This is a genomic window from Algoriella sp. (genome assembly GCF_036647415.1).
GTDB lineage: Bacteria > Bacteroidota > Bacteroidia > Flavobacteriales > Weeksellaceae > Empedobacter.
The window spans coordinates 1-14,188 of record NZ_JAVXKG010000053.1 but is presented as its reverse complement, the minus strand read 5'-3'; the positions used below and the strand labels follow the sequence as shown (position 1 = coordinate 14,188).

General features: G+C 30.1%; 14 protein-coding genes. All 14 read right to left on the bottom strand.

The features are described 5' to 3' along the window. Nucleotides 1-290: 290 nt before the first annotated feature. A complete protein-coding gene (locus RSC72_RS15130) occupies nucleotides 291-461 on the bottom strand; it encodes a hypothetical protein (RefSeq protein ID WP_332578637.1) in 171 nt (56 codons plus the stop codon). 636 nt (nucleotides 462-1,097) lie between these two features. After that, nucleotides 1,098-3,590 carry a GIY-YIG nuclease family protein gene (locus RSC72_RS15125; RefSeq protein ID WP_332578636.1) on the bottom strand — a complete coding sequence of 831 codons (2,493 nt, stop codon included), beginning with the start codon at nucleotides 3,588-3,590 and terminating at the stop codon, nucleotides 1,098-1,100. 96 nt (nucleotides 3,591-3,686) lie between these two features. Continuing rightward, nucleotides 3,687-5,132, bottom strand: a complete 1,446-nt coding sequence (locus tag RSC72_RS15120) for an ATP-binding protein (RefSeq protein ID WP_332578635.1) — start codon at nucleotides 5,130-5,132, stop codon at nucleotides 3,687-3,689. Nucleotides 5,133-5,135: 3 nt separating this feature from the next. After that, complete coding sequence (locus tag RSC72_RS15115) at nucleotides 5,136-6,653, bottom strand: Eco57I restriction-modification methylase domain-containing protein (RefSeq protein ID WP_332578634.1); 1,518 nt, start codon at nucleotides 6,651-6,653, stop codon at nucleotides 5,136-5,138. Continuing rightward, nucleotides 6,646-7,305: a DNA methyltransferase gene (locus tag RSC72_RS15110; RefSeq protein ID WP_332578633.1), complete on the bottom strand. Its 660-nt coding sequence runs from the start codon at nucleotides 7,303-7,305 to the stop codon at nucleotides 6,646-6,648. Before RSC72_RS15110 ends, RSC72_RS15115 begins: the two co-directional genes overlap by 8 nt. Next, on the bottom strand, nucleotides 7,302-7,586 hold the full coding sequence (locus tag RSC72_RS15105) for a helix-turn-helix domain-containing protein (RefSeq protein WP_332578632.1): 285 nt from the start codon (nucleotides 7,584-7,586) through the stop codon (nucleotides 7,302-7,304). Before RSC72_RS15105 ends, RSC72_RS15110 begins: the two co-directional genes overlap by 4 nt. 430 nt (nucleotides 7,587-8,016) lie before the next feature. Then, nucleotides 8,017-9,291, bottom strand: coding sequence for a hypothetical protein (locus tag RSC72_RS15100; RefSeq protein WP_332578631.1), 1,275 nt, complete (start codon nucleotides 9,289-9,291; stop codon nucleotides 8,017-8,019). A 304-nt stretch (nucleotides 9,292-9,595) separates the two neighbouring features. Next, nucleotides 9,596-9,802: a hypothetical protein gene (locus tag RSC72_RS15095; RefSeq protein ID WP_332578630.1), complete on the bottom strand. Its 207-nt coding sequence runs from the start codon at nucleotides 9,800-9,802 to the stop codon at nucleotides 9,596-9,598. 2 nt (nucleotides 9,803-9,804) lie between these two features. Then, complete coding sequence (locus RSC72_RS15090) at nucleotides 9,805-10,083, bottom strand: helix-turn-helix domain-containing protein (RefSeq protein WP_332578629.1); 279 nt, start codon at nucleotides 10,081-10,083, stop codon at nucleotides 9,805-9,807. 123 nt (nucleotides 10,084-10,206) lie between these two features. Next, nucleotides 10,207-10,854, bottom strand: coding sequence for a hypothetical protein (locus RSC72_RS15085; RefSeq protein ID WP_332578628.1), 648 nt, complete (start codon nucleotides 10,852-10,854; stop codon nucleotides 10,207-10,209). Between the two features lie 14 nt (nucleotides 10,855-10,868). Beyond that, entirely contained in the window at nucleotides 10,869-11,165 is a 297-nt protein-coding gene (locus RSC72_RS15080; RefSeq protein WP_332578627.1) for a hypothetical protein, read from the bottom strand. An 8-nt stretch (nucleotides 11,166-11,173) separates the two neighbouring features. After that, the gene (locus RSC72_RS15075) at nucleotides 11,174-11,653 is read right to left on the bottom strand and encodes a hypothetical protein (RefSeq protein ID WP_332578626.1); all 480 of its coding nucleotides are present in this window, start codon (nucleotides 11,651-11,653) and stop codon (nucleotides 11,174-11,176) included. 66 nt (nucleotides 11,654-11,719) lie between these two features. Further along, nucleotides 11,720-12,457 (bottom strand): Fic family protein, encoded by a 738-nt coding sequence (locus tag RSC72_RS15070; protein ID WP_332578625.1) that lies wholly within the window; start codon nucleotides 12,455-12,457, stop codon nucleotides 11,720-11,722. 1 nt (nucleotide 12,458) lies between these two features. After that, nucleotides 12,459-13,766, bottom strand: coding sequence for a phage integrase SAM-like domain-containing protein (locus tag RSC72_RS15065; protein ID WP_332578624.1), 1,308 nt, complete (start codon nucleotides 13,764-13,766; stop codon nucleotides 12,459-12,461). Nucleotides 13,767-14,188: the final 422 nt, after the last annotated feature.

The window sequence follows — 14,188 nt, the reverse complement described above, 5'->3', positions numbered from 1 at the left end:
ACTCAAACTCGTGTTCTTCGGAGTGTGGGTTCGATTCCCACCTCAGGTACAGAAACCCTTAATACATCACGTATTGAGGGTTTTTTGTTTCGTGTTTGTGCTACCCGTGTGCTACCGATTGAAAAAAGATTGTTTTTAAGTATCAGATCAATTAAAATTTTAAAATTCTATTTCTTTCATTTTGTAGTACATATATACTACAAACAATGTACAAAAACAGACAATTTAAAATAATGATTAACTTCTGTTTTAATTATTCCTTATAACTGGTAGTTTGTTTAATTGACTCATTAAAAACAAAAGTGCTGTATGTGATATGATATGTTATCATCTACTAATATAGAATATCTCACATACATTGGTTTAGGAAAATCGTTTGTAAGAATATCTACTACATAATCTTTTACAACGCCAATAGTTACGTTTTTATTTGTTTTCTGCTGAATTATATCTACATACACGCCTTTTGCGTTTATTCTTAAATTATCGGCTGTTAAACTTAATAAATCACCTCCCCGTTGCCCAATGTAACAACCAATTAAAATCCATTTTTTAACTTCGTTTAGGTTCGAGTCCTATCACCCGCACAAAAACCCTTGACTTTCAGTAGTTGAGGGTTTTTTTTTTTTAATGTTTCCGAACATCTTCCGAACATTTGAGAAAAACAGTAAAAAATAACTATCTGTTTAATAAGTCCATTGATAACATTTATATCTTGAATACACTACTCGATAAATTGTAAGTATCAAAGTTTAAAAGGAAAGAAATTTTTAACTTGTCGTTATAGTTATATGTATTTATAACAAGTAGAAAAAAATAATTTGCTATATGACTATGTAGTTGTGACCATATATAAGTTTTAATACCGTAGGGTATCATACCGAAAATGAGTTTTATATAGGTATAGGGGTTTGGTTTTAGTTATTTGCAAAAATTTTTTTGCTTTTTTTTAAAACATTCATATTGATTTGAATATAACAGAACTTTTGTGGCCAGTCAAAAGTTAGTAGGTTGAAATACAATTGTTGGCTCATAGTGTGCTGTTTTTTAATTCTACATTTTAAAAATTATTTTTAATTCTTTTTACAGATCGCATTTTAGATATTCTCAAATTCTTGTTTAAATTCCTCCGCACTTATTACTGTGTCGTATAGTCCAATTTTATCTTCAGGATGTTTATTTATTCCTGTGTAGGATAAACTAGCATCTTCGTAACGTTTGAATTTATATACGGCATCATTCATTAATGCACTATTGAAAACTCCTAGACTAACTAACAATTCAAAATCTTTAACATTAAGACCTGTTACTTTTTTGAATAAAGCAGGTTCTAATTGTGTAATTACATCTTTTAAACTTCTTTCTCTGTAATCAGTTAAATACATAAATACAGGAATACGAGTAGCAAATTTGATAAGCTTTTCTTGAATTTGTTTTCTTAAACTTTTGTATTCTTTCTCTTCGTCAGAAAGTTCTTTTTTCTCTTTCTTAGTTAGTTCTTTTTCGTTTGCTTCTGCTTTAGCTTTTTTAATGGATTCGGATTTATTAATAATAGTTTCAATATCTTGGTTCAAATTTCTAAATCCTTCTATATTTGCCAATGCTTGCATAGCTTCTTGATTATCCATCAATCTTTGTAGAGTGAAATTATCAACATTAACGAGTAATGCACTTTCCCAACGTCTTGCTAATAGTGTAGCTGTTGTTCCACTCATTGCAATATCTAGAATACCTGCTGCATCAATTTCTTTCATTGAACTACCATCATAAGCCAAAACTGGTAAGAAGTTGATAAATTCTTCAACTTTCTTTTCGGGATTACTTTCACCAACATTAAGTCGACAACTATAATCGGCAATTTGCCTTAATGCTCTATCAGGTGCAAAATCAAATACGTAACATTCATGTTTTATTATTTCTTCTCGATTAGGAGCATTCTTATCTGGATTTTTTACTGTCCAAGGAGTTTGTACTCTAAATGCTGCTTGAAAATAGGTTTCGGGACTTGATGAATTACGTAACATAAATATTCCTGTCCACGGTTTAACAGAAACTCCCGTTGTTAATTTACCACATGAGAGTGTAATTGTTTTAGTTTGTAAAGGATTACCTAAAGCTTTTTCAACTGGTTTTAATGCTTCAACACCAATACCTGCTCCAGTACCTGCACTCACTACTACTTCATAATCGTGATAAAATTTATTTTGTTTTTGGTCGATTAAATTCTTCATTGCATGGCAAGAAGCGACCGTTGGTAAAAACCAAAATGTATGTTGTAAGACATTTAATAAACGAGTATCTGAAAATGGCATAGGTGGTTTTTTTGCACCCATTTTTAAATTATCAATGGTTGTTTCTGCTAAGTTACCTCTAATTAAATCCAGCCACTTTTGAACGTAATCTTCATATTTGAATTTAGCATTGCTACCTTCACCATCGGCTGAAAAGAATACATTCAAATCAAACTCGTTAAATTCTCCTTTCATTGCTACTTCTACAATAGTGTCAGGCATTTGATAGGTTAACATTACCATTCTTGGTAAAGAGGCATAGGGATTATTTTCTTTTTTCCACTCTGATTTCGCTCTTTGTTCATCTGAATAGGTCCAGTTGAAAATTTGCTCTTCGATAAATTCTCCTGATGATATAGCTCTAAAAGGTGTACCCGATAAATACAAATAATGTGCTGTTGTTATTGGCATTATACTTTCATCAAAGTATTCAATTCCAACTCCTTCACCAAATTGTTGTTCTTTGGCACTTTCTGCTTCAAAAAGTTCTTTTGCATTTTCACGCCAAGCACCGTAATGGTATTCGTCAAAAGCAACACAATTCCAATTAGTAGTATGTACCCATTCATTTTTAGATTTTATACCTCCTGCTGAATTAGTACCTAGTAAATCTTGAAAGGAACCAAAGAATACAAACGGTTTCTTGGTATCAATGTTTTCATAACTTAAATCATCTTCTTTATTAGAAACAAATTGCCAACCTGCAAAATCGATATGAGATTCTAAATCTTCTTTCCAAGCACTTTGAACCGCAGGTTTAAAGGTTAAAACCAATATTTTAGTCCACCCCATTTTTTTTGCTAATTGGTAGGTTGTAAAGGTTTTACCAAAACGCATTTTTGCGTTCCAAAGGAAATGAGGTATTTTATCTTTGTTTTCTTTTTTAAAACTTTTAAAATAAGTTTCAGTTTTGTTAATAGCATCAGCTTGTTCAGGACGTAAACCAAAATTTAAAGTTCTTTTATCTTCGTTTACAACCCCTGTTTTTATTTCTAAAATACATGCTTTTACTTCTTTGAGAGAACACTCAAACCATTCCCCATTAATGTGTTTTACTTTTTTAGCATTGAGTAATTTATGAATATCTTTGTCTGTAAAGAAAGTACCATCATTTCGAATTGCTAATTCTTCTAATATGATTTCGTAACTCATATTAGGCAATTTAACAGGATATTGTTCTGCAACACGCTCGTGAGCTGTTTTGGTAGTATAACCTACTTTTATACAGTTAGGAAATCTTGTATCGGTATAAGCATATACTTTTGGGATGCTTTTTTCTGGAAAATATTTTTTACTCATTTTATTACTGAGGATTTACTTTGCAAATAAAAAAACCTTGATAATCAACAGTTTTTGATGTTTTTGGATTTACTTTGCAAATAAGATTTTATATGATTATGCATAATACGGAATATAAGTTGCGTATTTTCTTGATGTGATTTCTGGGTCAGAAAGTTTTATTAAACCTGCTTCAAAAGTGTCTGATATTATTCTTGATGCTACTGATGAATCGTTTTTATTAATACCAAAGCGTTCTCGAACTGACTGATTGTTTAGTTCTTTTCTATCTTCAAACAGCAAACAAGCATGTTGATAGCAAGCCATAATTTTTTCTGTTTTAGACATTGCTTTTAACTCTTTAGGAGGAAATAAAATTACTCTGGTATGTGATTCGCTTTTTTCAAACTTAACTGCTGGTAATCTTCTTTCTTCTATTGCTTCAATTGCTCTATCAATTCCACTACCTCTTCTTTCACAAATTCCAAGCAATAGCATTGTTTGAGCAAGAATTTCATTTCTTGATCTTGGAGGCATATCCAAAAGACGGTTTACATCGTTTAGTGGTGCGCCAGGATTAGTAATTACAAATCTGTTAGTAAATATCTCAATTGTAATTGGCATACCATCAATGGCAAAATCCTGATGAATTAGTGCGTTTGCAATAAACTCTCTGATAGCTACTTTGGGATATATTGGTATGTCTTTTCTAATGTCTTCAATAATTTCCGTTTTTGGTAATTGCTTGATTATAAAATTAATTAAACCCTCAAACCCTGCTGCATACCCGTAAACCCCTTTTTGTTCTTTTTCTAAGTCTCTGTTATTGCTACCGACATATTGACGTACAATAACATTACGACCATTTAGTTCTGGATAATCATTAATATCATTAGCAAAAAGGATTGCCCCAAGATTAGTTATTCCCCATGAATTGTTTTTTTTTATTATAAATTTATATTCAGCTAATGTATTGAGAATTGCATCAGTATTTTTTGGTGTATTTTTATCTAATAATTCAAATAGTTTTTGATAGTTTAATTTCGCTAAAACTTGCTCTTCTGATAAATTTTCTAAAGCTGTAATTTCTTCGAATGGTATGCCTCTAGTTTGGGAAATTAAGATTTGTACTTGTTTTTTTGTCATTTTTATAGTTTGACCAGCTGACCTAGTGTAGCAATCATATAAATCTTTTCCTCGTAAATGGATGGGCTTATCTTCTTGTTCTGGAATGTGTACAAATAATAAATTAAATCCTTTGAACTCCATAATACTATGTTCAATTGAAATAGTAGTACTTAAGCTGTTTTTTGCTATGTTACCTAATAATGTAACTGTTTTATCAGCATCTGTTTGAGAAACTGAAAATAGACTACCATCATTATTAACCCCATATACCAATAGACCACCTCCCTGCAAATTAGAAAATGCACAAATATGTTGTGCTAGTCTTTCGGTTTTTGTTGACAAACCACTTTTCCAATCCAATTCGTTTAATTCTATTGGTACAGGAAATAGACTGTCTTGCAGTATTTTTATTGCTTTTTCTTTCCAAGTTTCCATAAATTATTCTTTTTCTAGTACCATTGGGCGAACCATACTGTCAATAAATGCTATTTCTTCCTCAGTTAAACCATATTTTTTATATAGTTTTTCATCTGACCATGATTCATCAAAATTTTGAATTGGTACAAATGAGTATGCGTTTCTCATAGCATCTTGAGTATTCTTTCTTTGCATTATACAAAATCTAAAGAATTTTGTTTTTATATAACCGATTACATTATCACATCTTTTTTTAGATGAGAATGGTCCAATATGAAGATAAGTTTGACTACAGCAACTATTAGGTTCACCATAAAAAGGTTTTGCTAAAAATAGATACGGATAGTTACCTCTTTCTCCATAAGATTTAGAAATGTAAACTTTATGCTCTTTGATAAAGTGCTTGTTTTTTGTTACAACATCTTCATTAATATAACCAACACCTTTTACTGTATGAATTTTTATTGAGTCTTTGAATGGCTTATCTTTAAAAGCCCTAAAAGATGATATTATACCAAATGGCGTTTGAGCACTTACTAAAGTATCAAATGTACTTTCAGAATGAATTGAGATTTTTCTTAAGATTGATATTGCTTGATTAAATCTAATAAATGTTTCACAATTCTTTTCAAGTAAAGGTCTTTTCATAACAGAAACCACATCATTACCTTTAAAAGTTTTAACCTCACATTCATCTTTTTTATCACGTTCCCATAAAAAATAACATACACCACCAGATATGTCTACACCAGGGAAACAATCCATTGCATTAGGAAAATCTACAATTTTTGTAATTCTATTATCATTTAGCATTTCTGCTCTAAACTCATCTAAACCACGACCACCAGCGTACCAACGTGCAGGAATAATCATTGATAAAAATCTTGGGTTAAGCTTTTTTGCTTGTTGTATAAAATTATGGTATAAAGGTATAGCGTAATTTTCTTGTTCTACTCCTACATTCAATTGATATGGTGGGTTTCCTATAATAACATCAAACTTCATATTCTTAAATATTTTTTCAGGGTTGTTGGTATGTATAAATTGGTACGCATAAGTTTCTAGGGCATCTTCACGCTCATATACTTCTTGGCTGGCATTACAAAAGGTGCATTTTCCGTTTTTCCAAGTGTGTTCGGTTTTATCAAAAATGATATTTCCTTGCTCATTAGTAAAGGTTTCACATATAGAATATTTACCGTTTGCTATTTTAGAGCAATACACACTTCTGCGAGATAATAAGGAAGTAAGTTCTGTTATTGCAATACCAAATAACTGTTTGCTAAATATGTGGTTTAGTCTATCCTGTTGGTTTGGTATTTCCTTTTCAAGCCCAATCATTAAACGCTTTGCTATTTCACGCAAGAAAACTCCTGACTTACTAACTGGGTCGAGAAATGTTGTTTTGGAATTGCTAAATAATGCTGGAGGTAATGTATCTAGCATTTGGTTAGCAAGAGTAGGAGGTGTAAATACCTCGTCATTGCTTAAATTAGCAAGGCACGTTAATACATCTGGATTATAATTGGTTTCAATCATTTTCGGCTATTTTTAAAAAATGCGTTAATGGAAATTCGGCTACTGGTTGTGGTATAAAAACAGGTTCTTGATGGTCTGAAAATAAATTCATTTCACTATCGTCGTATTCCACATTTTCTAATAATTTATCTAATTGAAAATCTCTTCTTTTTAACATACTGCCATTTACAGCACTCCATTCTGAAAATGTAATTGGTTTACCTTCTGTTGTTTTCATAGACAAAGCATCGCCCCAAATGATATTTTTAGATAAAATAAATTGAGCTGCTTTTAAGAAATCTTCGTTAAAATCTTTTTTGTAATGATTGATGTAATAATTAGTGAATATACCTAACAATCTATCTCTACAAGCATCTACATTATCCTCTAATATATCTACACCATATATACTTGAAATTGCTGTAATAGCATTTCTTTCGTATTCCAATTGGCTTTTTTTGTAACGAGCTTCAACTACTTTTAATTTTCTTTCTAAAATCTCTACTAAGAAATTTCCTGTTCCACATGCAGGCTCCAAAAAACGAGAATCTATTCTTTCTGTTTCTTGTTTCACTAAGTCTAACATGGCATTTACCTCACGCTTGTTAGTAAATACTTCGCCGTGGTCTGTAACTCTTTCTTTAGATTTTACTTGCGCTTCTTCTAAACTCATTTTAATTTTAATTCTTTTTCAACTACTTGTAATATTTCTGATGGATTACTTTCTTCTTTTATTATTTCATATACTTGGTCGGCTAACCAAATTGTGTATAACTCCCTTTCGCTTGAATGAAGTAAGTTTGCTAATAGAGTAATATGTTCCTTTTTTGCTCTCCGTTCTCCTCGTTCTATTTTACTAAGCATTGCCGTGTCTATTTCTAATACACTTGCTACTTGCCTTTGTAATAGTTGGTTTTGCTCTCGCAATTGTTTTATGTGTTCTCCAAAATTCATACTACATTAATTGACTTGTCAAATTTTGTCTAATGTAAGAAAAAGTAATTAATAACCAAAAAAGAGAAAAGAAAAGTTATTCACATTAATTAAGGTAGTTAAGGGGTTTGAGGAAATAAGGGAAACTGAATTAGTTTCCCTTAAAATCCTTATTTGCATATCCACAGTGTATAAAACATTTCCCTTTGCTAAAAAATACTCACTAAATCATAATGAATTTTATTTTTATCAAACTGCCGAAGTTTTTGGATATAAAAAAGCAGAAAGTAATTTTTTCAATATGACGTTTTATACTATTTTAGAAACATCACTTATCTGTTTATTTTATTTCTTGTTAATTGTGATAATTGACAAAATATATAACTTATTGTTTAATCGTCGATCTATTTTCTTTCGTGAATACAGAGTTTTGAAGAAAAAAACCTACTAACTAAAAATAGGTTAATAGGTTCGTTTGTTGTTGGGTGTATAGTTTCTGTTGTTTGATCCTTGTGTTACTTACTTTGTTTCGTATGTTGTGGGCAATCTCTTTTATTTGGGTTTCTGTATCTGTATAAAACCATTTTACAGATAGGTATTTGTTTTTAACCTCATCAAATAATTTACGGTTATGTGCGTAATAATATTTTAACCCAGTATGCGAAAGTAAAAAACTACCCTCTTTTTGCATTGAAATATCTAAACCTGTGATTAAACAAAAATTATTATTTTGCGATTGTGTTACGTTTTCCAAGTTTATCAGTTGAGAAAGTCTTTTGTCAAAATACACTTTTCCTTTATATGTCGCTGTTCTCTGTGTGGAAAACGTAACATTTTGAAAGGAAAAAAGTTTATCAATAATTAATCTTTTTATTTGAGCGTGTATATTATTTCTTGCTCCTAAAATTAAATGATATTTTTCTTTTGAACGGCTAAATTTTACTCTGTACATCTTATCCCAAAAATCATTTTTTTTTGCATTGAGAACAAACTGAACTTCATCAGGTTTTAAGTCTTTTAAATCGGGATCTAAATTCGTTATTAATACTCTTGTCCATTCATCTAATAAAGTCTGTCCTAATCGTTGGTATGTTCTAAAACTCAGTAAATCTGTTACGGTAATAATTCCATATTTTTTTATATTCTTAGATTCTTTACTCTTTATTTCAAACCTAAACGTATTGGTGTCAATTCCATACTTTGGAATGTGAGCAAACTGCAAACCTTTGGCGTATGCCTTTATTTGTTTATATGCAGTTGCATCTGTTTTTTTGAAATACGGAAATCCTACCTTCCTGAAAGGCGTTTTTTTGTAAAATAATAATCCATCAATCAGATTTTTTATTTCAGTTTCAGGTATAACATTTAAACCAAACTCTATATTACAAACTTTCAACTCGATATATTCTTTTTCTTCAATTCCTAAATAGGTTAGGATATTAATAATTGTTTTAATACTATTTTCGGGGGTAAAATCGTTCCCGTTGTGTAGATAATTATTAAAATGATAATGCGGACTTGTATTAAGTTCTAAATGCCTATAACCTATTACATCCCCATTCTTTAATATTTTCCGAAAATCTAAACTTAATTTAATCCCAAATTTTTTATGCATTAATGAATGATAATTGTTTGTTTTCGGTCTGCATACAATAAAATCAGGGTGCTGTAACATCCTGTTTATTATAGTTTGATTGTCGGTTAAAAACTTTGTATTATCTATCATCTTTTGTTTATCTTTGAGGCATATTCTTACACGCCAGTATTGAATATTGAAAACTGAACAAATAAGGGTACGATTTGCTGTACCCTTTTTTTATGCGTTATAATTACGTTTTAAAATATCTTGTAGAATTGTGAAAGTATTTGGGTAAAACGCCCTGTAAACGTCTATTTTTAAAACTTTACCGCTGTTTAAATACTCGAACACTAACAAGTTACGTTTACCGTTTACTTTTCTATTTCCATAAAATACATTTGGGTTCTTTGTTGGGCGTAAACCTGTAACCTGTTCACTCGTTTGCCAGTTGTTAGTGGTTCGTAAACGTAAAATAAGTTTCTATGTTTGTGGCGTTTGATTTCCCACGATACAACTCTATGCGTAACGTTTCGGTTAATAGTTGAATGTTTGATGATTTTGTGAAGTTGTGAGTAAATACGCTGTAAGATTTTACTTCGTGCGTTAAATCAAAGATATGCGTATAAAAGTCGGGAGTTCTTACATTGCCAGTATTCATAACTAATTATTTAAAGGGATTAAACAATTATCTATGTCGGCACGTAAAAAATAAACCCTTGCACCAATTCCGTACGGTTTTAGTTTACCCGATTTGCACCAGTTGTGAATAGTTGAAAGATCGACCTTAAAAAGGTCTGCGACCTCTTGCCGTGTTAGGTAGTCGTTTGGCTGTTGTGGTGTGAAGTGTTTTAAAAAGTCTTCTAATTGACTTTTAATACCCTTGTTAATCTGCTCTTGCAGTTGTTCAGGTGTGTACTGTAAAAATTGTATTGCACTCATAACGTTTTGTTTAATGTTATAAGGCAAATTTGCGGTTATCTCTTTGGTACTCTATCGTAGTACCGTACCATTTGAGTACCGTTTATTTAAGTAGGTTGATTTGGTAGTTTATTATTAAAATCATCACAAATAGTTAAACTGTTTTCGTTGCAATAGTTTATTATTAAAATCATCACAAATAGTTAAACTGTTTTCGTTGCAATAGTTTATTATTAAATCTATATCTTTTTGCTTTCTGCTAAATATGTTTTTGTCATTGAAATTAGTATTTGATATACTTTCTGAAATATAAGGGCGTAGATTTTTGTTACCTAATTGCATTGCAGTTTGCGTTGCAACACAGTTATTTTCTTTGTAAATCTTTTGCACTTCTCCAGTAGCAAATTTTACACCTATTTTAAACCAATTTTTTGAAAGATGTTTATTCTCTTTCGGTATTGGTTTTTTTTCTTGTAAAGTTTCCAATGTTGTTGGGTATTTTCGCTTTTTTTCATCTAAATACAAACAATATGAAGATAAAAATTTTACAAATTCACTCTCAAAATCATTTAAACCCTCTTTGCATTTCTTAACATTTAAAAATTCCAGACAAAAAACTAATTCTTTTTCTTCATTAACTATAAAGTCAAATATATTTAATTTAAAACCCCAGTCTAAACCAAAAAACATGTTCTTGTTTAATTTATAAATTGTTTTACATTTTAGGTCAATAAATTCAGAATTATTTTTTTCAAAGTTCCTTTTAAGTTTTTCAATTGAATAATTATCCATACACGCCAGTATATTTAGTTCACTAATTTAAAATCACTCAACTCTTTAGATAAGTTGGTTTTTAATTCAATTTCTAAATATTTTACAATTGATACCAAATGATGACTATACGCTAAATCATCTTTTTCGCCAAAATAATCACCAGATGCTTTACTAATTTCTTCTTCTCTTTTTACGCATTCTAAAACTATCTCTTTTAAAGCTTTAATGTTTATTTTAGATGGCGTATTTGATGCTAACCATGAAATTATAAATAAATCTGAATTTTTGTATTTTGAATTTTCAAAACGGTTAATTAATTTTTGTGTCATAGTCTTAATTATTTATTATTGTTTAGTTTCTTTTCTTCTATCATTTTTAATACTCTTTCTTTGAAAACCGGATCTTGCCCCATTCTTTTGGCTACCTCTTTTTCTAAAAATGCTCTACGCTCTTTAGTTAATATTATTTTGCCTGCATTATCTTTATTGCGTTGGGTACTATTTTCTATACTAAAATCATATTCGTTATTTTCAAATTCAAAACTATCTTTACTTAAATATATCGTACCTTTTATTGTTATTGACTTATCTTCTGAATTTAAAACCATAGGACTTTTTCCAAATTTGCGTTTAAAAATTCTATCCATAATTGTAAAGTAACACACTTGTAAAACTTCTCCTGTATTACCAATTTCTACCTCACGATTATATTGATCAATAAATAATGAATTATCCATATACTCAAACCTATTCAAATAAAATGTAGCAAAATCTTCAATTTCAATTTTATTTGAAAAGTATAATACAGTGTTTTTCATATTTTACGCTTTAGGTATTGTTTTTAATGTAATCCAATTAATAATTTCACATTTCTTATAAACGTTTTATTTAACCACGTTAATAATTCGTTGCATAGTATCTTTTATGTTCTCTATAATAAAGCCTATAAAAGGCTGTTTATCGTTGTTTATTTGCGCTGTTTCTAATGCGTTGTAATATTTTAATCGGTTATCTGCATCGCCTTTTAAAATGGCAATAGGAAAACCATTTTGTAATAAAATTAAGTTCATTAATAGGCGTGAAGTTCTTCCGTTACCGTCTATAAATGGGTGAATTGTTACTAAACGTTCGTGCATTTCGGCACTTAATACAATTGGGTGTAAATAGTCTTTGTTTTCGTTGTACCAAATAAACAAACTTTCCATTTCTTTCTGTACTAAATACGGTTGAGGTGGCACGTGTTTTGCACCCGAAATAAGTACTTGTACATTGCGGTACTTTCCTGTATTTTCGTTGTTAATTCCTTGCAATATTAAACGGTGTATTTGCAATACATCACGTTCGGTAATGTTATTTTTATCTTTTGCAAGTTCCTTAATAAACTCTATTGCGTGGGCGTGGTTTATTGCCTCTAAATGTTCATTTAGTGTTTTACCGCCAATGGTTAAACCTTTTTCAATTACTAATGCCGTTTCTTGTAAGGTTAATGTATTACCCTCTATTTTATTACTTTCGTACGTGTATTCTATATCAAACGCCTTTGCTACCTTATCGCCTTGTTGGTTGCGTAAATGGTTCAATTCGTTTTTTAATTCATCTAATTGTTTTAAATCTTCTTTCATTTTATTGGTTACTTGCACTTTTTATTACTCTTAATTTTGGTTCTTGTTTCTCGTTCATTTGTTCAAAGAATTGCATAAACATATCAGCATTTGCATCTTTATCACTTCTTTGATTTATGTATTTTAAAAACATTTGTTCTGTGGTGTGTCCTGTAATTCCAATTAATACAGGTGTAGGCATCATTTTATAAAAATTTGTTGCAAATGAACGCCTAAAACTATGCGAGGTTATAAAATTAAACTTCGGTAAATTTTCAAAAGTTCGTTTTCTTGTTACTGGATCAATAATATAACCTTTTACTTTTTGGTTAATTTCTGCAAGTTCACAAACCTTTGAAATATGTTTGTTTATTTTATTTAAGGAAACAGGTTTAGGAAAATCATTTAATAAAATATCTACAATAAAATCCTTAACAACTCCAACTGTAATTTTTTTATCCGTTTTTTGCTGCATTAAATCAATGTAAACGCCTTTAGGGTTAACACGTAGGTTATTGGGTGTTAAACTTAATAAATCGCCTCCACGTTGCCCGATATAACAACCAACTAAAATCCATTTCTGAACCTCTTTTAAATGTTCGGTAGGCATTTCTGTATTTCTTATCTTTTCCAGTTCCTCAAAAGACAAAGTATGTATGTAACGGTCTTTGTCCTGTTCTCTAAATGATTTTAATGTTACAGAGTGTGGCGTTACTTCAATATCATTTTTTTGAGCATCAATACAAACCGTTTTAATAAACTCAAATTGTTTACCTGTGTAGTTGATTGTATAACCTTTATCGTTTAATAACCAATTTTTAAAACCGTCTGTAAACGCCTTACTTACATCTTTAAATCTTATTTGTTTTTTAATGTGTTTTTGGTAGTTCTCAAAAATGTTTTTAAATAACTTATAATTCTTAATTGTACCGTCTGAAAGTCCAATTTTTCCGCCTCTTGCCTCTCTTGTATTTGCGTTGTCGATTATATCTTGAAGATAGTTAACAAAAATAGTTTTATCAGTTACTTGCACACGGTTAAAACACTTACTAATACAATTATCTACCCAATGCCCATCTATTACAATGCCTTGTGCTAAATCATCGTTGTAACGATCAAAAATATAATTTTCTAATTTATTGAGTTTAGAAATAAGACTTTTGTTTTCGGCTGTGTTTTGTTTTGGTAGATTGGTGTTGTCGCTCCAGTCTTTTACATCAATAACAAATTCTGTTTTACGCCTAAAAAACAAATCTCTACTTGCAGAAAATCGCACATAAATTTGTGAAACATCTTTCTTGCTTCTTAAAAAGTATTTAATTGTTGCCATTGTAATAAATTGAAAATCTGAACAGAACAAATGTAATTAAAAAAACAAACTTGTGCTACCGTTGTGCTACCGATTTACCTTTTTATTCAATTTATATCAATTTACATCAATACCACTTTAATTACAAAACCTTTGTTAAGTATTGATTTTATTGATATTTTAGACAATTTTAAAGAGTTTTAAGAATAAACGAATTTAGAGAGTTACTGTGTGGGTTCGATTCCCACCTCAGGTACAGAAAGCTCAACTGCAAAGTTGGGCTTTTTTGTTATAATCAATTTTCTTTTAGGATATTTTTATATCGAAAAAAATTAAAACTTAACATCAATAAGCTTTAATATAGAAGTATTTTCGTTATTTTTATAGTATCTAATACGTATCAATATGAAAAAAGACCAATTAAAGAAAAAGCTTAAAGAGCA